The sequence below is a fragment of the Gemmatimonadota bacterium genome (genome assembly GCA_016713785.1).
Lineage (GTDB): Bacteria > Gemmatimonadota > Gemmatimonadetes > Gemmatimonadales > GWC2-71-9 > JADJOM01.
The window spans coordinates 95,703-121,692 of the sequence record JADJOM010000003.1; the positions used below are offsets into that span (position 1 = coordinate 95,703).

Here is a 25,990-nt window from a genome sequence, read left to right on the forward strand (position 1 = left end):
GAGGCGCGCAAGCGCACGAAGGGGGCAGTCGCGCCGACCGGGCGCCGCCCCCAGCCGGTCAGAAGCCTTCTGCCGACAGCTATCGCGTTGTTACCAAATCGATTAGCGCTCGAGTCAGGGTCATGCCTCGAGCGCACCGCTCCCCGGCGGCCAGCCAGTGCTCCCTACCGGCTGCCCGCGGGCACCGGCACCGGCTCCGGTGCGGGGACCACCGGTGTGCTGGCCACTTTGGGCGCGGTCGGGGTGGTGTTGGGCACCACCTTCCGGAACAACGGCCGGAACTCCGACCAGCGCTCGATGAGCATCCGGGCCCGGGCGCTCCCGGTCTTCTCCTGGTGTTCGTGAATCAGGATCAGCAATTCCGCCGCGTCCTGGTCGGTGCAGCTGTCCACCCGGACCATGTCCATGTTCACCCGGCTCGGGAAGCCGCCGGTCTCGTCGAGCACAAACGCCACGCCATTCGACATGCCCGCCCCGAAGTTCCGCCCCACCGGGCCGAGCACCACCACCAGCCCGCCGGTCATGTACTCGCAGCAGTGGTTGCCCGCGCCCTCGATGACCGCCGTGGCGCCCGAGTTGCGGACCGCGAAGCGGCTGGCGGCCTGGCCGGCGGCGAACAGCCGCCCGCCGGTGGCGCCGTAGAGGCAGGTATTCCCCACGATGGTGTTCTCGTGGGTGGCCTGCGCGTAGGCCGCCTGCCGGAAGGGCCGGATGCTGATCTCCCCGCCGGAGAGCCCCTTGCCCACGTAGTCGTTGGCCTCGCCCTCGAGGTCGAGGGACATCCCCTTGATGGCGAAGGCGCCGAAGCTCTGGCCCGCGCTGCCGCGGAACCGCAGCTGCGCCGAACCGGCGGGGAGGCCGGCGTCGCCATGGCGGGCCGCGATGCGTCCCGCCACCCGGGCGCCGACCGCGAGGTGGTGGTTCTTGATGTCGTAAAAGCCGGAGAAGGGGAGTCCCTGCTCCAGGTGGCTGCCGCATTCCTCGAGGATTTCATCGTCGAGGTACACCACGCCCGGGCGGTCGTTGCGTTCCAGGGTCCGGTGGGACGCGGTACCCGCCGCCGGCAGCGCCCGCGCCATGAGCATCGAGAGGTCGAGCATCTGGGCCCGGGGCGTGTCGGGCCGCTCGATGCGGGTCAGCAGGTCGGCCCGGCCGATGATCTCGTCCAGCGTCCGCGCGCCCAGGCTCGCGAGGATCTCCCGGACCTGCTCGGCCACGAAGCTGAAGAACGTGACCACCTGGTCGGGGGTGCCCTTGAACTTGGCGCGGAGGTCGGCGCGCTGGGTGGCGATGCCGGTGGGGCAGGTGTTGAGGTGGCACTGCCGGGCCATGGCGCAGCCGATCGCCACCAGCGGGGCAGTCCCGAACCCGAAGGTCTCGGCGCCAAGCAGCGCGGCGAGCACCACGTCCCGGCCGCTCTTGAACCCGCCATCGGTGCGCACCTCGATCCGGTGCCGCAGGCCGCTGGCCACGAGCATGGCCTGCGCCTCCGCGAGCCCCAGCTCCCACGGGCTGCCGGCGTGCTTGATGGACGAAAGCGGGGACGCCCCGGTGCCGCCGCTGTGGCCGGCGATCAGCACGTAGTCGGCATAGGCCTTGGCCACGCCGGCCGCCACGGTGCCGACACCCGACTCGGCCACCAGCTTCACCCCGACCCGCGCCCGCGGGTTCACCGTCTTGAGGTCGAGGATGAGCTGGGCCAGGTCCTCGATGCTGTAGATGTCGTGGTGGGGTGGCGGGGAGATGAGCGGGATCCCCGGCACCGAGTGCCGCAGCCGGGCGATCAGCTCGGTCACCTTGTGGCCGGGCAGCTGGCCGCCCTCGCCCGGCTTGGCGCCCTGGACCACCTTGATCTCGAGCTCCTCGGCGCGGATCAGGTACTCGGTGGTCACCCCGAAGCGTCCCGAGGCCACCTGCTTGATCCGGTTGTCCACCCGGTCCCCGTTGGGCAGCGGGGTGTAGTTGAACGGGTCCTCGCCACCCTCGCCGGAGTTGGAGCGGGCGCCGATCCGGTTCATCCCGATCGAGAGGGTGGCGTGCGCCTCCGGCGACAGCGCGCCGAGCGACATGGCCGACGAGATGAACCGGCGCATGATCCTCTCGACCGGTTCCACCTCGGCGAGCGGCACCGGGGTGCCGCGGCGGAAGTCGAGCAGGTCGCGCGGATTGCAGGGGCGGCGCTCCTCCACCCGCGTGACGTACTCCCGGAACTTCGCGTAGCCCGCGGCGTGATCGGTGGCCTCCGCCTTCACCGCCTTCTGCAGGGCCACCACCACCGGCGGGGCCCACCCATGCTCCTCGCCATCCTTGCGGAAGCGGATGCGGCCGTAGTCGGGCACCGCGGGAGGATCGCCGGCGGCCGGACCGTACGCCGCGCGGTGCCGGGTGAGCACATCCTCGGCGAGCTCCTCGAATCCGATCCCGCCGATGAGCGAGTCCGTACCGCGGAAGCAGCGCTCCACCACGTCGCGCCCCAGGCCCAGGCACTCGAAGATCTGCGCGCCGTTGTACGAGGGCAGGACCGAGATGCCCATCTTCGACATGATCTTGAGCAGGCCCTTCTCCGCCGCGGCGCGGAAGCGGCGCCGCGCCTCCTCGGGCTCCGGCCGCTCCGCCACGTCGTACCGGCTGGCGCGCCGCGCCGCGCCACTCGGCCGGGCCGCGGGCGATGGCTCGCCCCCCTCCTCAGGGGCCGGCGGGGTCGCGAAGAGGGCGCTGACCGACTGCAGCGCCAGCCACGGGTAGACCACCTCGCAGCCGTAACCGATCAATGTGGCGAAGTGGTGGATATCCCACGCGTCGCCGGTCTCGGCCACGATGCCGAGCCGCATGCGGAGCCCGCTGTCCATGAGGTGGCGGCGCACGGCGCCGACGGCGAGCAGCATCGGGACCGGGGCGAACTCGCGGTCGGCGGCACGGTCGCTCAGCACCAGCAGGCGGGCGCCGTTGCGCGCGGCGTGGTCGGCCTCGGCGCAGAGCCGGTCGAGCGCGGCGCGGAGCCCCTCAGGGCCCGCGGCGGCGGGCCAGACCGTGCTCAACGTCACGCAGGAGAAGCCTGGCGTGTTGCGCAGCGCCGCCATCTCCTCGTCAAGCACCACCGGGTGGTCCACCCGGAGCACCCGGGCGAGGGCGGGATGCTCGACGAGAAAGCTCCCGTGCTTGCCCATGTGCACCCGGAGCGACATCACCACCGACTCCCGCAGCGGATCGATCGGCGGGTTGGTGACCTGGGCGAAGCGCTGCCGGATGTAGCTGTACGCCCCGATGGGGGTGTGGGCGAGCGGCGGGATCGGGGCGTCATCCCCCATGCTCCAGACCGGGTCGAGGCCGGCACCGCCCATCGCCTCCAGCACGAACCGCAGGTCCTCATTGCCGTAGCCGAAGGCGGTCTCCTGCGCCGCCAGCGCCCGCGCCTCGAGGGGCGTGAAGCGATGCTGCGGGTCGGCCTCGAGGACCTGCATGTTGTCGCGGCACCACTGCCCGTATGGCTGGCGCGAGGCCACCCGCCGCTTCACGTCCATGTTGCGCAGGACGGTCCCGTGCGTCAGGTCCACCGCGATGAACTCGCAGGGCCCGAGCCGGCCGCTCTCGACGACGTCACGCGGGTCGAGGTCCACCAGCCCCACCTCGGACCCCGCCACCACCAGCTGGTCGCGGGTCACCTTGTAGCGGCAGGGGCGGAGGCCGTTGCGGTCGGTCGCGGCCCCCGCGATCACGCCATCGGTGAAGGCCAGCGCGGCGGGCCCGTCCCACGGCTCCGTGAGGTGGGCGTGGAAGCGATAAAAATCACGGATGGCCGGTTCCACGTCGGGATACCGCTCCCAGGCCTGCGGCACCAGCATCATGATGGTGTGCAGCGGGTCGCGGCCGGAGCGCACCAGCAGCTCCATGGTGTTGTCGAACCCCGCCGAGTCGCTGCCGCCGGGCGCGATCACCGGCTTGAGCCGCTCGATGTCGTGGCCCCAGATCGGGCTGGCCAGGTCGGCTTCGCGGGCGGCCATCGCGTTCTGGTTGCCCCACAGCGTGTTGATCTCCCCGTTGTGGGCGATCATCCGGAAGGGCTGCGCCAAGGGCCAGCTCGGCAGGGTGTTGGTCGAGTACCGCTGGTGGAAGAGCGCCACCGCGCTCTCGTATTCGGGATAGCGGAGGTCGGGGAAGAACACGGGGAGCTGGGCCCCGGTCAGCAGCGCCTTGTAGACGATGGTGCGGCAGGAGAGCGAACAGACGAAGAACGGCGCGAAGCCCGCCGCCTCCGCCTCGCGCTCCATGTCCCGGCGGGCCAGGTAGAGTGCCCGCTCCCAGGCGTCGTCGTCCTGGGCGGTGAGGGGCCGGCCCACGAACACCTGCCGGATGGCGGGACAGCTGGCCCGCGCCAGCGGGCCGAGGGCCGCCGGCTCGACGGGCACCTCCCGCCAGCCGAGGCAGGGGATCCCGTTCCGCTCCAGCACCTTCTCGACCAGCCGGAGCGACCGGGTGAGCGGCTCGTGATCGGGAGGGAGGAAGAAGGCGCCCACGCCGAAGGGCTGCCCCGGCTTGAGGCGCAGGCCGAGGCGGTAGGCCTCGCGGTGGAACAGCCGCTGCGGGATCTGGGTCAGGATGCCGGCGCCGTCCCCCGAGTTGTCAGTCGAGGCCGCGCCGCGGTGCGCCACCCGGGCCACCGCCTGGAGCGCCATGCGGACGATCTCGTGGGAGCGTTCCCCGGTGGCGCGGGCCACGAAGCCGACGCCGCAGGCGTCGTGCTCGCGGCGGGATTCGCCGGTGTCGGTCCGGCGATGGGCGGGGTGGGGGGGCGTGGGCATCGCGACTCCTCGGGCAGACACGAAAAAGCCCGCTCCATCTGGGAGCGGGCCGGGCAGCGTCGGGCTGGGGTCAGCCAATCACCGTCCGGGACCGCTCCCATTCGGGAGGGCCGGGGTAATAAGGACGGCGGCGGCGGGGCGGTTGCGGCGCATATGCATAAAAATACACCCTCGTGGGGCCGGGTCAAGTCCGTCCACGGCCGGATGGGAGGGGGCGCCCCTGTCTTGACAGGGCCGGGGCCCATCCGTAGACTGTATGATCCATGCCGGCGCATAAAGTTGCCCCGGCCGCGGAACCCGTCCGACACAGGATCGTGATGCTCTCGTCGCTGCCGCTTGCGCTCGTCCTTATTAGCCTCGTGCTCGTCCTTCTGGGACTCGAGTACGGGGACCGCGGCGCATACGGGCGAGAGCAGTAACGGCGAGCAGGACGACGCCCCCCCATGCCGCGGACCCCAACGGTCCGCGGTTTTTGTTTTCTGCCACGGCAGAATGACTGGAGATCCGGTATGGCCAGGGAAGTGATCATCTTCGACACCACGCTCCGCGATGGCGAGCAGGCGCCCGGCAACACCATGACCCCGGAGGAGAAGCTCCGGCTTGCCCGGCAGCTCGACGCGCTCGGCGTGGACGTCATGGAGGCCGGCTTTCCGGCCGCGAGCGAGGGCGACTTCCGGAGCGTGCGCGAGATCGCGCAGGAGATCCGGCGCCCGGTGATCGCCGCGCTGGCCCGCTGCCACGACAAGGACATCGAGCTCGCCGCCGAGGCGATCCAGGGCGCGGCCCGGGGGCGGCTGCACATCTTCCTCTCGACCTCCGACCTGCACCTGGAGCACAAGCTCCGCATGAGCCGGGAGGACGCGCTGGAGCTGGCCCGGCGCTCGATCCGTCAGGCCCGGCGCCACACGGACGATGTGGAGTTCTCGGCCGAGGATGCCAGCCGGACCGACCTCGACTACCTGTGCCGCGTGGTGGAGATGGCCATCGCCGAGGGGGCGACCACCATCAACCTCCCCGACACCGTGGGCTACGCCATGCCGGAGGAGTACGCCGCGATGTTCCGCGCCGTGCGCGAGCGGGTGCCCGGCGCCGACCGGGTGATCTTCAGCGCGCACTGCCACGACGACCTCGGGTTGGCGGTGGCCAATTCGCTCGCGGCGGTCGAGGCCGGGGTGGGGCAGGTGGAGTGCACCATCAATGGCATCGGCGAGCGGGCCGGGAACGCGGCGCTGGAGGAGATCGTCATGGCCAGCCGGGTGCGGCCGCAGCTGGCCCGCTTCACCACCCGGATCAAGTCCGAGGAGATCTACCGCACCAGCCAGCTGCTGTCGTACCTCACCGGCAGCTTCCCCCAGCCCAACAAGGCCATCGTGGGCCGCAACGCCTTTGCGCACGAGGCGGGCATCCACCAGCACGGCGTGCTGCAGCACGGGCTCACCTACGAGATCATCCGGCCCGAGTCGGTCGGCATCCCGCGCTCCACCCTGGTGCTCGGCAAGCACTCCGGGCGGCATGCGCTGGAGCGGCGCTACAAGGAACTCGGCTACGACCTGGCGGAGGCGAAGCTGGCGGAGCTGTACAAGGAGTTCACCACCCTGGCCGACCGCAAGCGGGAGATCCTCGACGAGGACCTGCTGGCGTTGCTGCACGAGAGCTTCCACGACGCCCCCGAGGAGTACCACCTCACCCACCTGCGGATCGTCTGCGGGAGCGGCGCGGCCGACGCGGACGTCAAGATGACCGGCCCGTGGGCCGGCGAACGCGCCGCCCGGGCCCGGGGCGACGGCCCGATCGCCGCGGCCTTTGCCGCGATCAGCGAGATCCTGGAACGGCCGGTGGAGGTGAGCAACCTCTCGCTCCGCTCGGTGACGCCGGGCCGCGATTCGGTGGGGCAGGTGTTCCTGCAGTGCCGCATCGGGGGCAAGTCGCTCTCGGGGCAGGGGGCCTCGACCGACATCGTGGAGGCCAGCGCCCGGGCGCTGGTCCATGCGCTCAACAAGGAGCGCCACGCCGAGCGGCTGGAGGCCACCGCGTACAACGCCACCCAGCACTGGGGCGTATGAGCGAGGTCCTCTCCGGCGCCCAGGTCCTCTGCCGGCTGCTCGAGGAGCAGCGGGTGGAGGTGCTGTTCGGGTATCCCGGCGGCGCGATCATGCCCTTCTACCACGCGCTGCCGGAGACGCCGGGGCTGCGGCACATCCTGGTCCGGCACGAGCAGGCCGCGGCCCACGCCGCCGACGGGTACGCCCGGGCGTCGGGGCGGCCGGGGGTCTGCGTGGCCACCTCGGGCCCCGGGGCCACCAACCTGGTCACCGGCATCGCCACCGCGCAGATGGACAGCTCCCCCGTGGTGGCGATCACGGGCCAGGTGCCGCGCGGCATGATCGGGCGCGACGCCTTCCAGGAAACCGACGTGGTCGGCATCACCCTGCCGATCACCAAGCACTCGGTAGTGGTCGACGACATCACCGAGCTGGCCGAGAAGGTCCGGGAGGCCTTCGCCGTGGCAACGGAGGGTCGGCCGGGCCCGGTGCTGATCGACATCCCGAAGGACGTGCAGAACCAGAAGATGGAATGGGCGGGCAGCGGGCCGGGCCGCCGCGGCGGCGCCCCGGCGGATCCCCCGCCCGGGCGCCGGCCCCCCGAGGGCTTCGCCGAGGCGGTGCGGTTGCTCAACGAGGCCCGGCGGCCGCTGCTCATGGTGGGGCACGGGGTGGTCCTGGCCGGCGCCTACGCCGAGGTCCGGGCCCTGGCGGAGAAGACCGGAATCCCGGTCGTCACGACCTTGCTCGGCATCAGCGCCTTCCCGGAATCGCACCCGCTGCACCTGGGCATGCCGGGGATGCATGGCGAGGTCCACGTCAACCGCGCCATCCAGCAGGCCGACGTGATCCTCGCCATCGGGCTGCGGTTCGACGACCGGGTGACCGGCAACACCGCGGGCTTCGCGCCGCAGGCGCGGATCATCCACCTCGACCTCGACCGCACCGAGATCGGCAAGAACATCCCGGTGGCGGTGGGCCTGGTGGGCGACGCGCGCCAGCTGACGGCTCGCCTGGTGGAGCAGGTGGCGCCCCGGTCGTGCGAGGAATGGCGGGCCGAGATCCGGGCGATGGCCCGCGCCCGGCAGGAGGCCTTCCGGGGCGAGATGGCGCCGGAGACCATCCTCGCCGGCATCCGCGAGGCGAGCGGGGCGGGGACCACGATCGTGAGCGACGTGGGCCAGCACCAGATGTGGGTGGCCAAGCTGTTCGGCTACGAGGAACGCAACAGCCACATCACCTCGGGCGGGCTCGGCACGATGGGCTTCGCGGTGCCCGCGGCGATGGGGGTGCACTTCGCCCGCCCCGACCGGCCGGTCTGGGCCATCAGCGGCGACGGCGGCTTCCAGATGAACATGCAGGAGATGGCCACGATGGTGCAGGAGGGGGTGCCGGTGAAGATGGCCATCTTCAACAACGGCTACCTCGGGATGGTGCGGCAGTGGCAGCAGTTCTTCCATGGCCGCCGCTACTCCGCCACGCCGATCTGGAGCCCCGACTACGTGAAGCTGGCGGAGGCCTACGGCATCGCCGGCTACCGGGTGGAGCGGGCCGGGCAGGTGGAGGAGGCGGTGGCGCGCGCCATCCGCGAGCCGGGGCCCGCCCTGGTGGAGTTCCTGATCGAGCAGGAGGCCAACGTGTTCCCGATGATCCCGCCGGGCGGCTCGCTGTCCGAGCCCATCGAGTCGGCGCCCGCCGCCGCTCCGGCCACTTGAGCGCCCCGGTGCCGACCTGGGTGGTGACGGTCCTGATGGAGGACGACCTGCTGGCCCTCAACCGGGCCGTGGGCATCGTCCGGCGCCGCAACCTGGCGCTGGGGGGCGTCACCTGGGGGCCGACGGGCCGGACCGGCACCAGTCGGCTGGTGGTCGTGGTGACTGGCGAGGCCGCCGCCACCGAGCGGATGGCCAACCACTTCCGGAAGCTCACCGAGGTGCGCGGCGTGACCGTGCACCCCGAGGGCGAATGCACCGCGCGGGAGCACGCGCTGGCCCGGGTGCGGGTGGCGCCGGTGCACCTCTCGGCGCTGCTCGACACGGTGGCGCTGTACGACGCGCGGGTGGTCGAGGAGAGCGCCCACGACCTGGTGGTCGAGGCCACCGGCGCCCCGCCCTTCATGGTGTCGTTCCTGCGGGCCCTCGAGCCCTTCGGCCTGGTCGACCTGGTCCGCGGGAGCGCGCTGTCGCTGCCGCCCCGGCCGGCTCCCGAGCCCGCGGCGGCGGTGCCCGCCGGCGGCGCCGCGGCGCCGCGCGTGCCCAGCGCGATCCCCGCCTGAGTCCGTTCCCGATGTCCATCACCCCGTGTTTGGAGCCACGATGACTTCCCAGAGCGACCGTTCCGCCACGAGCCCGCGGATCTACTACGACCAGGACGCGGACCTCCGGCGCCTCGCGGGCCGCACGATTGCGATCATCGGCTATGGCAGCCAGGGCCACGCGCACGCCCTCAACCTCCGCGACAGCGGCGCCACGGTGGTCGTGGGGCTGCGGCCCGGGGGCGGCTCCTGGCGCAAGGCGGAGGCCGCGGGCCTCCGGGTGCTGCCGGTGGCCGAGGCCGCCCGGGCCGCCGACGTGATCATGATGCTGGTGCCCGACCAGGATGGCCGGACGATCTATGACGAGTCGGTGGGTCCCAACCTGACCCGGGGCAAGACGCTGATGTTCGCCCACGGCTTCAACGTGCACTTCCAGGAGATCCTGCCCCCGGCCGAAGTGGACGTGAGCATGATCGCGCCGAAATCGCCGGGCCACCTGGTGCGGAGCGAGTACGAGGGCGGCCGCGGCGTGCCGGGGCTGGTGGCGGTGCACCAGGACGCGAGCGGGCAGGCGCTGGCCAACGCGCTGGCCTACGGCGCCGGCATCGGCTGTGCCCGGGCCGGCATCATCGAGACCAGCTTCCGCGAGGAGACCGAGACCGACCTCTTCGGCGAGCAGGCGGTGCTCTGCGGCGGCGTGTCGGCCCTGATCAAGGCGGGCTTCGAGACCCTCACCGAGGCGGGGTACCGCCCCGAGATGGCGTACTTCGAGTGCCTGCACGAGCTCAAGCTGATCGTCGACCTGATCAACCGGGGCGGCCTCAAGTTCATGCGCTACTCGATCAGCGACACCGCCGAGTTCGGCGACTACACCCGCGGGCCGCGGATCATCACCGACGCCACCAAGGCGGAGATGCGGAAGATCCTCGCCGAGGTGCAGAGCGGGCAGTTCGCGCGGGAGTGGCTGGCCGAGCACCGCGGGGGCGGGAAGAACTTCGCCCGGATGCGCCAGGCCGACCTGACGCACCCGATCGAGGTGGTGGGGGCGCAGCTCCGGGCCATGATGCCGTGGTCCGAGGAGGGGAAGGCGGCGCAGGCCGCCGCGCGGCCCCGCAGCCCGGCCCCCGCGGCCGTCTGAGTCATGTCCGGTCGCACCCTCTTCGACAAGGTCTGGGAGGCCCACGTCGTCCAGCCACTGGGCGACGGGGGCCCGGCGCTGCTGTACGTGGACCTGCACCTCATCCACGAGGTCACCACCCCGCAGGCCTTCGAGGGGCTGCGGCTGGCGGGCCGCCGGGTGCGGCGGCCCGACCTCACCCTCGCCACCGTGGACCACAACGTCCCCACCGGCGACCGGAGCCTCCCGATCGCCGATGCGGTCGCGCGCCGCCAGGTCGACCTCCTGCTGCAGAACGCGCGGGACTACGGCATCGAGCTCCACGACCTCGCGTCGCCGGGCCAGGGCATCGTGCACGTGATCGGCCCGGAACTCGGCGCCACCCAGCCGGGGATGACCATCGTCTGCGGCGACTCGCATACCTCCACCCACGGCGCCTTCGGCGCGCTGGCCTTCGGCATCGGCACGAGCGAGGTGGAGCACGTGCTCGCCACCCAGACCGTGCTCTTCCAGAAGCCGCGCACGCTGGAGGCGCACTTCACCGGGGTGCCGGCGCCGGGGGTCGGGGCCAAGGACCTGGTGCTGGCGCTCATCGGGCGGATCGGCACCGCCGGGGCCACGGGCCACGTGATCGAGTACACCGGGCCGGCCATCCGGGCGCTCTCCATGGAAGGGCGCATGACGGTGTGCAACATGTCGATCGAAGCCGGGGCGCGGGCCGGCATGATCGCCCCGGACGAGACCACCTTTGCCTACCTGATGGGACGGCCCAAGGTCCCCGCGGGCCGGGCCTGGACCGCCGCCGTGGATCGCTGGAGCCTGCTGGTGAGCGACCCGGGCGCCCGCTACGACCGCCGGGTGGTGATCGACGTGAGTGCGCTGGCGCCGCAGGTCACCTGGGGCACCAGCCCGGGGATGGTAACCGGCATCGACGGCACGGTGCCCGACCCGGACGCCTGCGCCAGCGCCGCCGACCGGGAGGCGCTGTCCCGGGCGCTGGCCTACATGGGGCTCACGCCGGGGCAGGCGCTCGAGGGGACGCCGGTGGACCGGGTGTTCATCGGCAGCTGCACCAACGCGCGCATCGACGACCTCCGCGAGGCCGCGCGGGTGGTGCGCGGGCGCCGCGTGGCGGCGGGGGTGCGGGCGATGGTGGTCCCCGGCTCCATGGCGGTGAAGGCCCAGGCGGAGCGGGAGGGCCTGGAGCAGGTCTTCCTGACCGCCGGCTTCGAGTGGCGCAACGCCGGCTGCTCGATGTGCCTGGGCATGAACCCGGACATCCTCGCGCCCGGGGAGCGCTGCGCCTCGACCTCCAACCGGAACTTCGAGGGGCGGCAGGGCAAGGGTGGCCGCACCCACCTGGTGAGCCCCGCGATGGCCGCCGCCGCCGCGGTCACCGGACACCTCACCGACGTCCGCCGCCTGGCGTTCGCCGATGAAGCGATGCTGGTGGGCTGAGCCATGACCCCGTTCACCGTCCATACCGGTGTCACCGCGGCGCTGCCGCGGGTGAACGTCGACACCGACCAGATCATCCCCAAGCAGTTCCTGAAGCGGGTGGAGCGGACCGGTTTCGGGCCGGCGCTGTTCCACGACTGGCGCTACCGCGCCGATGGCAGCCCCGATCCCGCTTTCGAGCTCAACCTGCCGCGGGCGGCGGGGGCCACCGTCCTGATCGCGGGGCCCAACTTCGGCTGCGGTTCCTCCCGCGAGCACGCCCCCTGGGCCCTCGGGGAGTACGGCTTCCGCGCCATCCTCAGCGAGTCGTTCGCGGACATCTTCTACGCCAACTGCTGCCAGAACGGGATCCTGCCGGTGCGCCTGGCCCCGGAGGAGATGGCGGAGCTGTTCCGGCGTCACGGCGCCGCGACCGGGGCCTACACGGTCACCGTGGACCTGGAGCGGAACGAGGTGCGGGACCCGGCGGGCTTCCACGCGGGGTTCACCATGGATGCGTACCGGCGGGACTCGCTGCTGACCGGGCTCGACGAGATCGGGCGGACGCTGCTGCTCGAACCGGCGATCGCGGCATTCGAGCGACGCCGGGCCTCCCTGCTCGCGCGGTTCGGCGCATGAGCACGCACGCGATCGCCATCCTGCCGGGCGACGGCATCGGCCCCGAGGTGGTGGCGGCGGGCCTCGCGGTGCTGCACGCCGCCGCCGACCGCTTCGGCCTCACGATCCGCGCCACCGAGTACCCGATGGGTGCGGCGGCGGTGGCCGCCCACGGGGATCCCTTTCCGGCGGTCACCCGCGACGGCATCCGGCATGCCGAGGCGGTGTTGCTCGGCGCGGTGGGCGACCCCTCGCTCGACGCGGCGCCCCGGCACCTCAAGCCCGAAACCGGGCTCCTGGCGCTGCGCGCCGCGCTCGGGGTCTATGCCAACCTGCGGCCGGTCGCGGCGCACCCCGCGCTCGCCCACGCCTCGCCGCTGCGGCCCGAGCGCCTCGCGGGCACCGACCTGCTGATCGTCCGGGAACTGACCGGTGGACTGTACTACGGCGAGCCCCGCGGCAACGACGGCCAGGTGGCGGTCAACACCCTGCGCTACACCCGGCCGGAGATCGAGCGGGTGGCGCGGATCGCCTTCGAGGCAGCCCGCGGCCGGCGGAAGCGGCTGCTCTCGGTGGACAAGGCGAACGTGCTGGAGACGTCGCAGCTGTGGCGGGCGGTGGTGACCGGCATGGCCGCCGCGTATCCGGACGTGGCGGTGGAGCACATCTACGTGGATTACGCCGCCATGCGGCTGGTCACCGACCCGTCGAGCCTCGACGTGGTGCTCACCGAGAACATGTTCGGCGACATCCTGAGCGATGAGGCGGCGGTCCTGGCCGGGTCGCTCGGCCTGCTGCCCTCCGCCTCACTCGGCGCCGGCGCTGGCCTCTACGAGCCGATCCACGGGTCGGCGCCCCCGCTCGCGGGGAAGGACGTCGCCAACCCGATCGGGACCATCGGCAGCGTCGCGATGCTGCTCCGCTACAGCCTCGGGCATCCCGCCGCCGCCGACGCGATCGACGAGGCGGTGGCCCATGCGCTCGGGACGGGTGCGCGCACCCGCGACATCGCCCGCGACGGGGATGCGGTCATCGGGACCCGGGAGATGGCGGCGCGGATCGTTGGTCGGATCCGGCAGCGGACCCCGGCGGGATCGGCAGGCACAGCGTGAACTTGAGCATCTGGTCCGGGAACCGGGCCAGGTCGGCGTCGCTCAGGGCCGGCACACGGTCGGAGATCCGCGCGCGCAAGGCCGCGTCGTAGGGGCGCTGCAGCGCCACCAGGCAGTCGGGGCAGAAGGCGCCCTCGACCTCGCCGAAGAGGTGACAGATCACCGTCTGACCGTCCCGGGTGATGGCCTCCCCGGTGTGACAACGCTGGCACAGCATGCGGGCCTCCGTGGTGTTGGATTCCCTGTGGGACGGGGAATACAACGAGACGGGGGCCCGGTAGTTTCGCGATGTCAGCCGGCGCCGGGCGCCGTGGCGCCGGCCGGCAGGTCCTCGCCGTACTTCCGCCGGTGCGCGTCCCGGGCGCCGTCGCGCCAGCGGTCGCGGTGGATGCGGCTCGAGAAGCTTCCCAGCACGTCCGCGATGCGTTCGACGTCCTGGTCGGTCCACTCCGCGATCTGGCGGTAGCTGGTCACCCCGTGCCGGTTGAGCAACCGCGCAATCACCGGGCCGATGCCTGGGATCAGCTTGAGGTCGTCCCGGGCCTCGAGGTGCCCGGCGCGTGGCCGCGCCGCGTGAGCCGCCAGCTCGGCCGGCCGCGCGAGGCGCTCCCGCAACCGCTGGATTTCCAGGCCGAGATCGCGGGCCGCCGCCTGGCGCTGGCGCTCGGAGTCGGCCAGCTCCCGCTCGAGCTCCCGGATCCGCATGGCCAGCGGCTCGAGCTCCGCCAGCCGGGACTGCAGCCGGCCGCGGGCGGCGGCTTCCTCGCCCGCCCGCGCCGCGTGTCGCGCCGTGGACTCACGCAGCGCCGCCTCGGCGTCGGCCCAGTGGCGCCGGAGCACCCGCTCCAGCTCGCGGCTCTCGGCCAGCTGCGCGCGCAGGCGGGTGGTCTCCTCCTGCGCCTCCCCCAGCCGCGCCTCGACGGCGGTCACCTGCGTGGTCTCCGCGGACCGGAGCGCCCACTCGGCGGCTTGCCGATCGAGGGCCCCCTGGAGGAGCTGTTCACGATTGCGTGCTTCCTCGAGGCCGGCCACGGCCGCCGCCCGCTCGCGCTCCAGCGCGGCCATCCGGGTCTCGACGGCCCGGAGGGCGTCCTCCCGGAGCTGCACGGCGCGACGCAGGTCATCGGCCAGTCGGGTGCATTCCTGAAGCGAGGTGTGGGAGTCGGCGAGCGCGAGGCTGGTCCCGGCCAAGGTGCGCTCGAGCTCCGCCAGCGCCGTCGTCAGCCGCGCCTTCTCGCTCCGGAGGGTGTCGCGGGCCTCCTGCGCCTCCCGTTCCATCCCCTTCGTGGTCTCGGCCAGTTCCCGCTCCCGCAGCCGCGCGCGGGCGAGGTCGTGCTCGAGGCGGGCGCAGCACTCCTCCGACCGCACCTGCTGCCGGCGCTCGGAACGCCGCGCCCGGGCGGCGCGGGTCACCCAGCCGAGCAGGCCGCCGCAGGCGAGCAGGGCCGGCAGGAGCCCGAGACGCACCCATGGCTGCAGCGCACTTCCCTGCGACTCGATCACCTGTCGCGCTCCGCATCGGTTCGGGTCGGATCACCGGACTGCGACCGGGCGAAGGCAACTTCAGTACCACGACGCACCCGCCATCGGCGCGGCGTAAGTACAAGGCGGATCCCTCACACGCCCCACTTCATCGACGTGCCGGTCCGGTTCCGGGACCGGGTTTCCGGAATCGGGATACCAGCAGGTCCTGTCCCCGAATGACACCGGGGGCGGCGCCGCAGCGCCGCCCCCGGTCTTTCGCTCACGTGGCTGGCCGGACTTCAGGGCCCGTCGGTCACCGCCCCGAAGCAGGCGGACGAGACCTGCCGGGCGTACTTGGCCAGGACGCCGCGGGTGTAGCGGGCGGCCGGTGGCCGCCAGGCGGCGCGGCGGCGGGCGATCTCGGCCTCCGGCACCTCCAGCTGGAGGAGGCGGCGGGCGGCGTCGATGGTGATGCGGTCGCCCTCCTGGACGAGGGCGATGGTTCCGCCGGCGGCCGCCTCGGGAGCGACGTGCCCCACGACCATCCCGTACGTTCCGCCGGAAAACCGCCCGTCGGTGATGAGGCCGACGGAGTCGCCGAGTCCGGCACCGATGATGGCGGCGGTGGGCGAGAGCATCTCCCGCATGCCCGGTCCTCCGCGGGGACCCTCGTACCGGATGACCAGCACGTCTCCCGGGCGGATCCGGCCGCCGAGGATCGCGCCCAGGCAGTCTTCCTCCGACTCGAAGACGCGGGCCGGACCCGTCATGCTGGGCTGCTTGACGCCGGTGATCTTGGCCACGCTGCCCTCCTCCGCGAGGTTCCCGCGCAGGACGGCGAGGTGCCCCTGCGCATACATCGGCCGGTCCCAGGGGCGGAGGACGTCCTGCCCCTCCGGGGGGGCCTCGGGAACGTCCCGCAGCACCTCGGCGATGGTCTGGCCGCTGATCGTCAGGCAGTCGCCGTGCAGCAGCCCATGCGCCAGGAGCATCTTCATCACCTGGGGGATGCCACCCACGCGGTGCAGGTCGGTCATGACATAGCGGCCCGAGGGCTTGAGGTCGCAGAGGACCGGCACCCGGGCCCGGATGGCCTCGAAGTCGTCGAGGGCGAGCGGCACGTGCGCGGCATGCGCGATCGCGAGCAGGTGGAGGACCGCGTTGGTGGAGCCGCCGGTGGCCATGACCACGGTGATGGCGTTCTCGAAGGCGGCCCGGGTGAGGATCTGCCGCGGCGTGCGTCCGGCGCGGATGGCCTCCACCAGGACCGCGCCGGAGCGCGCCGCGCTCTCGGCCTTCTCGGCATCCTCCGCCGCCATCGTCGACGAGCCGGGAAGGCTCAGGCCCATCGCCTCGATGACGGACGACATGGTGTTGGCGGTATACATGCCGCCGCAGCTGCCGGCTCCGGGGCAGGCGTGGCACTCCACGGCGTGCAGCCGCTCGGCATCGATCCGGCCGGCGCTGAACTGGCCCACCGCCTCGAAGGCGCTGACGATCGTCAGGTCCTCGCCCTCGAGGTGCCCCGGCTTGATGGTGCCGCCGTAGACGAAGATCGCCGGGATGCCCAGGCGCGCGATGGCGATCATCGCCCCCGGCATGTTCTTGTCGCACCCGCCGACCGCGAGCACGCCGTCCATGCTCTCGGCATTCACGGCGGTCTCGATGGAGTCGGCGATCACCTCGCGCGAAACCAGGGAGTACTTCATCCCCTGGGTGCCCATCGAGATGCCATCGCTCACGGTGATGACGCCGAAGAGCTGGGGCATGGCCCCCGCGTCGCGGATGGCGGCCTCCGCGCGGCGCGCCAGCAGGTCCAGCCCGGCGTTGCAGGGGGTGATGGTGCTGTAGCCGTTGGCGACGCCGACGATGGGCTTCTCGAAGTCGCCCTCGGTGAACCCGACGGCGCGCAGCATGGCGCGGTTGGGGGCGCGCTGGACGCCCTGCGTGACGGCGCGGCTGCGGAGGTTGTGCGGCATGGCGGGAACGGGGGTCGGGGAAGGCGTGGCGCGGACCGACGGAATCTAATGGCGCCCGGCGGGGGCCGCAGCCGGGGTCGCCCCAACGACACAGGGGGCCGGAGCCCCCTGTTTCTGCCTGCGGGACGGGTGGCGGGCGCCTATTTGACGCCGGCCAGCGTCTCCTGGAGCGCCGCCCGCTGCACCTCGTCCGCGGTGACCGGGGTGAGTGCGGCATTGTCGGCCTCGCCGGTACGAATGCGGATGACGCGCTCGATCGGCTGGACGAAGATCTTGCCGTCCCCGACCTCGCCGGTGCGCGCGGCCGACAGGATGGCCTTGATGCAGGGCTCGACGAACGGCTCGGAACAGGCCATCTCGACCTTGACCTTCTCCCGGAACTCGAGGATGACCTGGGCGCCGCGGTAGGTCTCGACCAGCTCGCGTTCGCCGCCGTGGCCGCTGACGCGGGAAATGGTGACGCCGGTGATCCCGGCCCGGAACAGGGCCGCCTTCACCTCCGGCAGCTTCTCGGGCCGGATGACCGTGGTGATGAGCTTCATGGTCCGCTCCTGCGTGGAAGAAGGGTGAGGGGGGACTGCCCGCCGCCTGCCGCCTGCCATCGCTCCTCGAGATCCCTGGCCAGTCCGCGCCCCGGGGTGGGGGCGGCAGGAACGCCGCGAATGGATGACCGGCAACCGATGACGGGCAGACCCCCTTTCTTTTCGAGACTCAGGCCGCGGCCTTGCTGGCCTTGGTGGTGGCGTGGGCCGAGGCCGACGCGAGCACCACCGCGGACGAGATGTCCTGCGTGTCGGGGTAGGCCAGCGCCCCCACCTCCGGGATGTCGAGACCCAGTTCCTCGGCATCGGCCGAGACGCGGTGGCCGCCGACGATGAGCCCAATGACCTGCCAGCAGACGAAGGCCAGCGCGCCGACCACGACGATGTTGGTCACGATCCCGATCGACTGCGCCGCCAGCTGGCTGGCATCGCCGTAGAAGAGCCCGCGCACGCCGCCCGCCACGCCGTTCCAGCCCTCGCCATAGGTGCCGTCGGCAAAGAGGCCGAGGGCAAACACGCCCCAGAGCCCATTGACGCCATGCACCGCGATGGCGCCCACCGGGTCGTCGATCCGGAGCGTGCGTTCAACGAAGTACACCGCCCAGCAGACCAGCACCCCCGCGATGCCACCGATCAGCACGGCCACCGGCGCGGTCACGAAGGCACAGGGGGCAGTGATCGCCACCAGGCCAGCCAGCACGCCGTTCGCCAGCATCGAGGGGTCCGGCTTCCCGAACCGCGTCCACATGTAGATCATCGCCGTGATGCTACCCGCCGCCCCAGCCAGCATCGTATTGGTGGCCACGACCCCGATGCGCAGGTCGGTGCCGGCAAGGGTGCTGCCGGCGTTGAAGCCGAACCAGCCAAAGCAGAGCACGAAGGTGCCGAAGATCGCCATCGGGATGTTGTGCCCGGGGATCGCGTTGACCTGCCCGTTGGGGCCGTACTTGCCGCGCCGCGCACCCAGCAGCTTGCCGGTGACCAGGCCGATCACGCCGCCGGTGAGGTGCACCACCGAGGAGCCCGCGAAGTCGACGTGGCCGTGCCCGAGGCCGGCGTTGCTCCCGAGCTGCGACAGCCATCCGCCACCCCAGACCCAGTTGGCGTACAGCGGATAGATCAGGCCCCCGATGGCCAGGCTCAGCCCGAGGAACGAGGTGAACTTCCACCGCTCGGCGAGCACGCCGGTGGGAATGGTCGCGGTGGTGTCCATGAAGACCATCTGGAACAGGAAGTAGGCGAAGACCGGCGCGGTGTAGTTGATGCCGGTCAGGAAGAACCCCGACAGGCCCATCAGGTTCCAGGTATGGCCCCCGAGCGAGATGCTCAGGGCCTTGGTGAGCGTGGCGGTCTCGGCCGTCTGCCCCAGGGGCAGGATGGGACCAAGGCCGCCGGCCTGGATCGCGAACCCGCAGGCCCAGTAGGCCATCATCGCCACGCCGTACACCATGAAGTTCATGGTGGCGGTGTGGGCCGCGTTCTTGGCACGGGTGAAGCCGGTCTCGACCATCGCGAAGCCGAGCTGCATCAGCATCACCAGGAAGCCCGCCACCAGCGTCCACACGAAGTTGACCGCGACCCCACTGGCGACCGCCGCGGTATTCGCCGCCTGCGCGACGGAATCGGCGGTGGAGGCCACCGCGGTGACTGCCGGGGCAGCCAGCGCGGCGGCCGAATCGACTGGCGCGGCCTGGGCGGCCAGGGCCGCCGGCGCGGCCAGGACGGCCAGCACAAGGAGGAGTCGGGATCGTGACATCGCAGGGTCCGGGTTCAGGGTGGCATCCTCCCGGTCCGGCAGACCGGGAGCCTCGTGCGGTCCCACCAGAGGGACCGGAATCGCCGTGGGCTGGTGGCTACCCGGGTGAAACTAGCCGAGTACTGCATAAGTGTCAAGTGGCACGTGCAGAATATGCAAGAAATTGCCGACAAGTTGCAGCAAAGCGACTGATAGAGCGTGGAAATGATCATGAAAAATGAAAAAGCCGCACGAAATTCCGCGCGGCATGCAATCTCGTCATTTCAGTGGATTCTCAGGTCACAACCCTCAACACCCGCCCCGCCAACGACTTGCTATACCCCCTCGTCCCGCAGCCCCTCTTCGTTCCGATCCCAGTGGTACTCCATGTAACTCGCGGTCTCCTCGGCCAGCTCCGACCCCAGCAGCCGCTCCACGACGTGCAACGACATGTCCAGACCGGCCGAGACCCCGGCCGAACTGATCACCCGCCCAGTGTCGAGGAAGCGCTCCCCCTCCCGGACCACCGCCAGGGGGGCGACGTCCCGGAGCAGCCCCACGGCTGCATGGTGGGTCGCGGTCTCCAGGCCATCGAGCAACCCCGCCTTGCCGAGCAGCAGGGAGCCCGTGCACACGGACAGGACCAGTTCCGCCTGCGCCGCGGCCTGGCGGATCCACGCGATCAGCGCCGCGTTGCCCACCTCGCGTCGGGTGCCGAGCCCGCCCGGCACGAGCAGGATCTCGGCGGCGGGCGCATCGGCGAGGGTGTGATGGGGCAGCAGTGTCAGGCCCCCACGCAGGTGGACCGGGCCGGGGCGTTCCGCGACCAGCACGACGCGGAACGGCTCGAGCCCGTGGCGGCGGCCGGCCACCGAGAAGACCTCGAAGGGGCCGGCCACATCCAGGACCTCGGCATCGTCGAAGACGAGGAGGGACACCGTGCGAGTGGGAGCCATGGCGGTGGGGTTGGGGTGCAGCAAAGGTAGGGCAGGATGGGGATTCGGGTAACCGGGTGCGGACGGCCCGGGGGCTCGGACGTGACGCCGGTCCCCTACTCCCCTCCCCCCGCCTTCCCTAGATTCGTCCCATGGCCGAGGCCCCCTGTCCGACCTGCAAGACCCCCGTCCCGTCCGCCGCCCTGTACTGCCCGAACTGCGGCAGCCGCACGGGCAGCGGCGACTCCAAGGTCGAACCGCAGCCCGCGCTGGACGTTCCCACGCTGCTCGCGCTGGCGCTCGGCACCAAGTACGAGGTGCGCCGGATGCTCGGCGAGGGGGGCTTCGCGCAGGTCTACGAGGTGTTCGACACCGACCTGCAGCGGCGCCTGGCGGTCAAGGTGCTCAAGCCGGACATCGCGTGGTCGGCGGGCATGCTGGAGCGCTTCCGGCAGGAGTGCCGGTCCATCGCGCGGCTCTCCCATCCGAACATCCTGGCCATCCACTTCGTGGGCGAGGGGCAGGGGCTGGTCTACTACGCCATGCCCTTCGTGGAAGGCGAGGCCCTGGCCAGCCTGCTCCGGCGCGGCGGGGCCCTGACGCCCGAGCGGGCCCTCGGCATCCTGCGCCCCCTCCTCGACGCGCTCTCCCATGCCCACGGGCAGGGGCTGATCCACCGCGACATCAAGCCCGACAACATCATGCTCGAAGCCAGCACCGGGCGGCCGCTGCTGGTGGACTTCGGGATCGCCAAGCGCCTCGATGGCGAGGGGCATCGCACCCAGACCGGCTTCGTGGTGGGCACGCCGCAGTACATGAGCCCCGAGCAGGCGCTCGGCCAGGGCGACGTCGACGCGCGTTCCGACCTCTACGCGGTGGGCGCGGTGCTCTACCAGATGGTGACCGGCGCCCCGCCGTTCGAGGGGGACACCAGCCAGGAGATCGTGGGCAAGCACCTGAGCGAGCCGGCCCCCATCGCCAGCGCCAAGAACGCCCGCATTCCGGGGTGGCTCTCGGACGTGATCGTCCGCTGCCTGGCCAAGCGGCCGGCCGAGCGGTACCAGTCCGCCGCGATGCTGCTCGAGGCGGTGGAGGCGGGCCGCCTTTCGGGTCCGCAGGAGGGGGTGAGCGCTGAGCGGGTTGCCCGGAAGCTGCAGGAGGATGCCACCGCGATCATGCCGAGCGCGGAGCAGCGCCGCGCCACGCCGCCGCCGGTCCGGCCGTCCCGGAGCGTCTCCGGCGCCGGGGTGGTCCGCGAGGCGCCGGCCGCGCCCCCCGCGGCGACGGGCGGCCGGCGCTGGCCGCTGCTCCTCCTGGTGCTGCTGCTGGGCGGCGGGGCGGGGGGGTGGTTCCTGCTCACCCGGAACGCGACGCTGGTCGTCGAGAACCGGCTGGTCGACCCGATCAAGGTGACGGTGGGGAGCGAGACCCGCGAGGTGACGCCGGGAGCGAGCATCGAGCTGACGGTGCGGACCGGGCAGCCGCTGGTGGCGCAGTGGTTCCTGGTGCGGCCGGTGGGTCCGGACGGCCAGCCGCTCGGCATGGAACTGCAGGGCAGTGTCACCCGGCCCGAGCCCAAGGGCCGGCTGCTCTACACCGTGGACGCGGCGGACACCGAGACCCCCGCCTTCGCGCCGCTCATCACCAACGCCACCACCACTCCCCTCAGCCTGGTGGTGAACGCGGGCACCGTGAACGCGCAGCCGTGCCGCTGCAGCGTGCCGCCGGGCGCCACCCGCGCCCATATCGGCTACTACCCGCTCTACCTCAACAGCGCGGTCGAGGCCAACGGGCCTGGGGGCCAGCCCGCCCGGTTCCGGGATCTTGGCAAGGCCGTGGACCGGACCGACGGCACCGTGGGGCTGCGGTTCGAGGCGAAGGACTTCCTCCCTTGATCACTGCGGGATGACCACCGTGCCGCTCCGGAGCAGGAGCGGCAGGTGGCAGGCGGCGTTGTTCCCCACCCGGCAGGCCTTCCCGTACAGCGCGATCGCCCGGTCCTCGTCCCGCGGCACGCCGCGTCCCTCCTCGTACTGCTTCCCCAGGCGGACGCAGCTGTTCGCCTCGTTCCGGTCACAGCCCAGCTGGTAGAAGGCCGCGGAGCGCGCCGGGTCGGTGAAGGTGCCGACCCCGCGCTCGAAGCGGTCGCCCAGGCGGAGGCAGGCACGGGCAAAGCCGAGCCGGCAGGCCTGCTCGGCCAGCTGGTCGGCCTGCCCCTGGTTCGCGATCATCCCGCGCCCCTCCTCCGCCGCGCGCGAGGCCTCATCGCAGCCGGCGGCGTCGCCGTCATTGCAGGCGCGCCGGAACAGCGCCAGCGCGCGGCCGGGGTCGCTGTTGAGGTAGAGCCCGCCGGTCAGCCAGCGGCCGAGCAGGGTGCAGCCGGCGGGGGTACGGAGGTCGCAGGCGTAGAGGGCCAGCCGCTCGGCGCGTGCGGCGTCGGCGCGGGTGCCGATCCCGCCCATGAGCAGCTCGGCCAGTCGGACGCACTCGGGACCTACCGCGGCGTTGCAGCCGGCGGTGCGGGCGGCCACCTCGTCGGCCTGTGCCGCCAGGGGCGCCGCGCCGAGCAGCAGCACGAGCCCGAGGGCGCGCCTCACGATTCCCCCTTGGGGCCGGGACCGCGACGCCCACGGAGCGCCAGCGTCCGCGCCGGTGTCACCGCATCGAATCCGAACCGCTCCCGCACCTTGTCCACGGCCTGGGTCAGCTCGCGGAGCCGGGTGCGCTCGGGCGACTCGAACAGGTCCGCCGGGGTGGCTTCCGTGAGGTTGGTGGCGGCGAGCCCGATCAGGCGGATGCCCTGCCGCCGCCGGCGGGCCTCCTCGAAGGCCGGCAGGAACAGCGCCCGCGCCGGGGCGAGCAGCTCGGCATCGAGGTCGGTGGGTTGCGGCAGCGTGCGCCGGCGGGTGACGGTGTGGAAGTCGCCGTGGCGGAGCTTGAGCGTCACGGTCCGGGCCACCAGCCCGGATTCCCGGAGGTCGGCCCCGACCAGCCCCGCGAACCGCACCAGCAGCCCATCGAGGTGGTCGGGGTCGGTGGCGTCGCGGGCCAGGGTGGTCTCGCGGCTGACCGATCGCGCCGGGCGCCCGGCGTGCAGCGCGGCGGTGCCGTGGCCATGGGCCCGCCACTTGAGCTCGCGGGCGTAGTCGCCCACCAGGCGCGCCAGGTCGGGTTCGGACAGCGCCTGCACCTGGGCCACCTGGGTGAGCCCCAGCTGCCGCAGCCGTTCCCCGGTCCGCGGCCCGATGCCGGGCAGGGCGCGCAGTTCGAGGCCGGCCACGAAGCCCTCCTCCCAGCCGGCGCGGACCTCGCAGATGCCGCGCGGCTTGGCGTAGTCGGAGGCGAGCTTGGCGACCATGCGGTTGGGCCCGATGCCGATGCTCGAGTCGAGCCCGGTCTCTGCGCTGACCTCGGCGCGGAGGCGCTCCGCCACGGGCATCAGGGACACCGGGTAGAGCGCCTCGGTGCCGGTGAAGTCGAGGTACCCCTCATCCAGGGAGGCCATGGCCACCACCGGCGAATGCCGGCCGAGCACTGTGCGCACCGCCCGCGAGGCCTCGCGGTAGTGGGCGAAGCTCCCTTGGAAGAAGGTGGCGCCGGGGCAGAGCCGCGCCGCCTGGGCGATGGGCATGCCGGAGCGGACGCCGAACCGGCGCGCCCCGTACGACGCCGACTGCACCACGCCGCGCGACTCGCGCCGGCCGCCGACCACCAGCAGGTCGACGTCGCGCAGTTCGGGGTGGCGCTGGCGGCAGACCTCGACGAAGAAGGCATCGAGGTCCACGTGCATGATGCGTGGGGGCACCGGGCGGCTCCAGGGCGGGGACACGAGCGAGGTCCCACCAGCCCGGAATCTAGCCGGACGGCCGGCCGTCCTCCCTGTCCGCGGCCGACTGGCCCCCCGCCACGGGGTCGCTTACCGTTCAGCCACCTGTCCCACGACTGTCCGGAGCCGATCCCATGACGCCAAGCAAGGGCCTGCAGCAGGCCATGAACGACCAGATCCGCAAGGAATTCGAGTCCGCCTACATCTATCTCTCCATGGCCGCGTGGATGGAGGACCAGAACCTCCCCGGCTTTGCCGCCTGGCTGCGGCTGCAGGCCCGCGAGGAGAGCACCCACGCGATGAAGATCTTCGACCACCTGATCGACCGGGGGTGCCGGGTGGAGTTGCAGCCGCTCGCCGGGCCGCCCACCGACTTCAAGTCGTCGCTGCACATCTTCCAGGAAGTGAAGAAGCACGAGGAGAAGGTCACCAAGAGCATCAACGACCTCTACGGCTTGGCCCTGGACGACCGGGACTACGCCAGCCAGGTCTTCATCCAGTGGTTCATCACCGAGCAGGTCGAGGAAGAGAAGAACTCGAGCCAGGTGCTGGAGAGCGTGCGCCGGGTGGGCGACAACCAGGCGGCGCTGGTGATGCTCGACCGCGAGCTGGGCTCGCGGACCTCGGCGGACGAGGACGGCGAGGAGTGACCGTTCGGCTCGCCTTTCTCGGCCTCGGGGCGATCGGGCGCCCCATGGCCGGTCACCTCGCCCGCCAGTTCGCCCTCACGGTCTGGAACCGCACCCCGTCACGCGCCGCCGTGTTCGCGGCGGCGCATGCCGGGGTCCGGGTGGCCGCCACCCCGCGGGAGGCCGTGACCGGGGCGGCGATCGTCGTCACCTGCCTCCCCACCAGTCACGAGGTGCTGGGGCTGCTCGACGGCCCGGACGGCCTGCTGGCCGGCCTGGAACGCGACGCCCTGTTCCTGGACTGCACCTCCGGCGACCCGGAGAACTCGGTCCGCATCGCCGCCCGCCTGGCGGCGCGCGGCATCGCCTTCGCCGACTGCCCGGTCAGCGGTGGCACCAACGGCGCCGAGGCCGCGGCGCTCACCGTGATGGTGGGCGGGGACCCGGCGACCTTCGAGCGGGCCCGTCCGGTGCTGGCCTGCTTCGGCAAGCGGATCGAGCACCTGGGCCCGGTCGGCTCGGGGCACGCCATGAAGGCCATCAACAACGCCCTGCTGGCGGTGAATATCCTCGCCTTCGGCGAGGGCTTCAGTGCCCTCGCGCGCGCCGGCGTGCCCGCCCGGAGGGCGGTCGAGGTGCTCAACGCCTCGTCGGGCCGGTCGTTCGTGACGGAAGGACTGGTGCCGGACCGGGTGCTGACCGGCGCCTGGCCCAACACCTTCCGGCTGGCGCTGCTGGAGAAGGACGTGCGGATCGCGGTCGGGTTCCTGGAGGCCCAGGGGATCCGCTCCCCGCTGCTCCACCTGGCCGGCGAGCTCATGGCCCGCTGCCGGGCCACGCTGGGCGAGGACGCGGACTACCTGGAGGCCATCCGGCTTCAGGAACGGGAGTCCGGCGTCGAGATCAGGGGCTGATGACCGACTGGGCCTCGACCTGCCGCATTGCCGCCCGGGTGACGCTGGCCGAAGGCCTCGTCATCCAGGGCGAAGTGCACCTGCAGCCCCGGGTGGCCTGGCGGGATGGCCCGGAGACGCCGGTGGAGATGCTCAACCGGCCCGACGCCTTCTTCCCGATGGCCCTGCCGCACGCGGAGATCGTCTTCGTGGCCAAGGAGCAGGTGGCCGCGCTGTTCTACGGCGAGGCGGCGGCCCCGGACGATCCGGAGCGAGCCACGGTGGCCCGGATGATCCCGCTCGAGGTGATGATGGTCGGCGGCATCGAGCTCCGTGGCATCGCCGCGAGCGAACTGCCCCCCACGCGCGCCCGGGCCCTGGACTTCCTCAACGCGCCCGAGCGGTTTTTCGCCCTGCACACCGATGACGGCATCGTCTGCCTCAACCGCCGGTTCGTCCGCGCGGTTCGCCCCCTCGCCTGAACCCACGACGCCCCTTGGCCCGCATCGATCGCTTCCTCCAGGCCATGTTCGACCGCCGCGCCCAGGGCCTGGTCCTGGCGCCCGGCAAGCCTGCCGCGCTGCTCACCGACACCGGTCCCCAGTCCG

General features: G+C 72.2%; 19 protein-coding genes. 11 read left to right on the top strand and 8 right to left on the bottom strand.

Annotation, left to right across the window (positions count from 1 at the left end; genetic code table 11):
* Window positions 1–164 precede the first annotated feature (164 nt).
* On the bottom strand, window positions 165–4,799 hold the full coding sequence (locus tag IPJ95_08070) for a glutamate synthase subunit alpha (protein ID MBK7923573.1): 4,635 nt from the start codon (window positions 4,797–4,799) through the stop codon (window positions 165–167).
* 509 nt (window positions 4,800–5,308) lie between these two features.
* Here IPJ95_08070 and IPJ95_08075 point away from each other — a divergent pair.
* From IPJ95_08075 to leuB, 7 genes are read left to right on the top strand one after another with little or no spacing between them, the layout of a single operon-like run.
* The gene (locus IPJ95_08075; protein ID MBK7923574.1) at window positions 5,309–6,862 is read left to right on the top strand and encodes a 2-isopropylmalate synthase; all 1,554 of its coding nucleotides are present in this window, start codon (window positions 5,309–5,311) and stop codon (window positions 6,860–6,862) included.
* Window positions 6,859–8,556, top strand: coding sequence for a biosynthetic-type acetolactate synthase large subunit (ilvB, locus tag IPJ95_08080; protein ID MBK7923575.1), 1,698 nt, complete (start codon window positions 6,859–6,861; stop codon window positions 8,554–8,556). The genes IPJ95_08075 and ilvB overlap by 4 nt, the downstream gene beginning before the upstream one ends.
* A gap of 8 nt (window positions 8,557–8,564) precedes the next feature.
* Window positions 8,565–9,116 (top strand): acetolactate synthase small subunit, encoded by a 552-nt coding sequence (gene ilvN / locus IPJ95_08085; GenBank protein MBK7923576.1) that lies wholly within the window; start codon window positions 8,565–8,567, stop codon window positions 9,114–9,116.
* Window positions 9,117–9,156: 40 nt separating this feature from the next.
* Window positions 9,157–10,233 (top strand): ketol-acid reductoisomerase, encoded by a 1,077-nt coding sequence (ilvC, locus tag IPJ95_08090; GenBank protein MBK7923577.1) that lies wholly within the window; start codon window positions 9,157–9,159, stop codon window positions 10,231–10,233.
* A 3-nt stretch (window positions 10,234–10,236) separates the two neighbouring features.
* Complete coding sequence (leuC, locus tag IPJ95_08095) at window positions 10,237–11,670, top strand: 3-isopropylmalate dehydratase large subunit (protein MBK7923578.1); 1,434 nt, start codon at window positions 10,237–10,239, stop codon at window positions 11,668–11,670.
* Between the two features lie 3 nt (window positions 11,671–11,673).
* A complete protein-coding gene (leuD, locus tag IPJ95_08100) occupies window positions 11,674–12,288 on the top strand; it encodes a 3-isopropylmalate dehydratase small subunit (GenBank protein ID MBK7923579.1) in 615 nt (204 codons plus the stop codon).
* Complete coding sequence (gene leuB, locus IPJ95_08105) at window positions 12,285–13,379, top strand: 3-isopropylmalate dehydrogenase (protein ID MBK7923580.1); 1,095 nt, start codon at window positions 12,285–12,287, stop codon at window positions 13,377–13,379. The genes leuD and leuB overlap by 4 nt, the downstream gene beginning before the upstream one ends.
* A gap of 291 nt (window positions 13,380–13,670) precedes the next feature.
* Here leuB and IPJ95_08110 read toward each other — a convergent pair whose 3' ends face one another.
* The 5 genes from IPJ95_08110 to IPJ95_08130 form a co-directional block, all read right to left on the bottom strand.
* On the bottom strand, window positions 13,671–14,882 hold the full coding sequence (locus IPJ95_08110) for a hypothetical protein (protein ID MBK7923581.1): 1,212 nt from the start codon (window positions 14,880–14,882) through the stop codon (window positions 13,671–13,673).
* A 260-nt stretch (window positions 14,883–15,142) separates the two neighbouring features.
* On the bottom strand, window positions 15,143–16,822 hold the full coding sequence (ilvD, locus tag IPJ95_08115; protein ID MBK7923582.1) for a dihydroxy-acid dehydratase: 1,680 nt from the start codon (window positions 16,820–16,822) through the stop codon (window positions 15,143–15,145).
* A gap of 140 nt (window positions 16,823–16,962) precedes the next feature.
* Window positions 16,963–17,364: a P-II family nitrogen regulator gene (locus IPJ95_08120; GenBank protein MBK7923583.1), complete on the bottom strand. Its 402-nt coding sequence runs from the start codon at window positions 17,362–17,364 to the stop codon at window positions 16,963–16,965.
* 169 nt (window positions 17,365–17,533) lie between these two features.
* On the bottom strand, window positions 17,534–19,120 hold the full coding sequence (locus tag IPJ95_08125) for an ammonium transporter (GenBank protein ID MBK7923584.1): 1,587 nt from the start codon (window positions 19,118–19,120) through the stop codon (window positions 17,534–17,536).
* A 314-nt stretch (window positions 19,121–19,434) separates the two neighbouring features.
* Window positions 19,435–20,055, bottom strand: coding sequence for a DJ-1/PfpI family protein (locus IPJ95_08130; protein MBK7923585.1), 621 nt, complete (start codon window positions 20,053–20,055; stop codon window positions 19,435–19,437).
* 131 nt (window positions 20,056–20,186) lie between these two features.
* On the opposite strand from IPJ95_08130, the gene IPJ95_08135 reads away from it, so the two are divergent.
* Window positions 20,187–21,929, top strand: coding sequence for a protein kinase (locus IPJ95_08135; GenBank protein ID MBK7923586.1), 1,743 nt, complete (start codon window positions 20,187–20,189; stop codon window positions 21,927–21,929).
* On the opposite strand, the gene IPJ95_08140 is transcribed toward IPJ95_08135, so the two are convergent.
* Together IPJ95_08140 and dinB are read right to left on the bottom strand one after the other, a co-directional pair.
* A complete protein-coding gene (locus IPJ95_08140; GenBank protein ID MBK7923587.1) occupies window positions 21,930–22,631 on the bottom strand; it encodes a sel1 repeat family protein in 702 nt (233 codons plus the stop codon).
* Entirely contained in the window at window positions 22,628–23,839 is a 1,212-nt protein-coding gene (dinB, locus tag IPJ95_08145) for a DNA polymerase IV (GenBank protein ID MBK7923588.1), read from the bottom strand. The genes IPJ95_08140 and dinB overlap by 4 nt, the downstream gene beginning before the upstream one ends.
* Before the next feature lie 155 nt (window positions 23,840–23,994).
* On the opposite strand from dinB, the gene IPJ95_08150 reads away from it, so the two are divergent.
* Genes IPJ95_08150 through IPJ95_08160 form a run of 3 tightly spaced genes read left to right on the top strand, consistent with a single transcriptional unit; the run spans window position 23,995 to window position 25,864 of the window.
* Window positions 23,995–24,510, top strand: a complete 516-nt coding sequence (locus tag IPJ95_08150) for a ferritin (GenBank protein MBK7923589.1) — start codon at window positions 23,995–23,997, stop codon at window positions 24,508–24,510.
* Window positions 24,507–25,403 (top strand): NAD(P)-dependent oxidoreductase, encoded by an 897-nt coding sequence (locus IPJ95_08155; GenBank protein MBK7923590.1) that lies wholly within the window; start codon window positions 24,507–24,509, stop codon window positions 25,401–25,403. Before IPJ95_08150 ends, IPJ95_08155 begins: the two co-directional genes overlap by 4 nt.
* A complete protein-coding gene (locus tag IPJ95_08160) occupies window positions 25,403–25,864 on the top strand; it encodes a hypothetical protein (GenBank protein ID MBK7923591.1) in 462 nt (153 codons plus the stop codon). Before IPJ95_08155 ends, IPJ95_08160 begins: the two co-directional genes overlap by 1 nt.
* The last annotated feature ends 126 nt before the right edge of the window (window positions 25,865–25,990 follow it).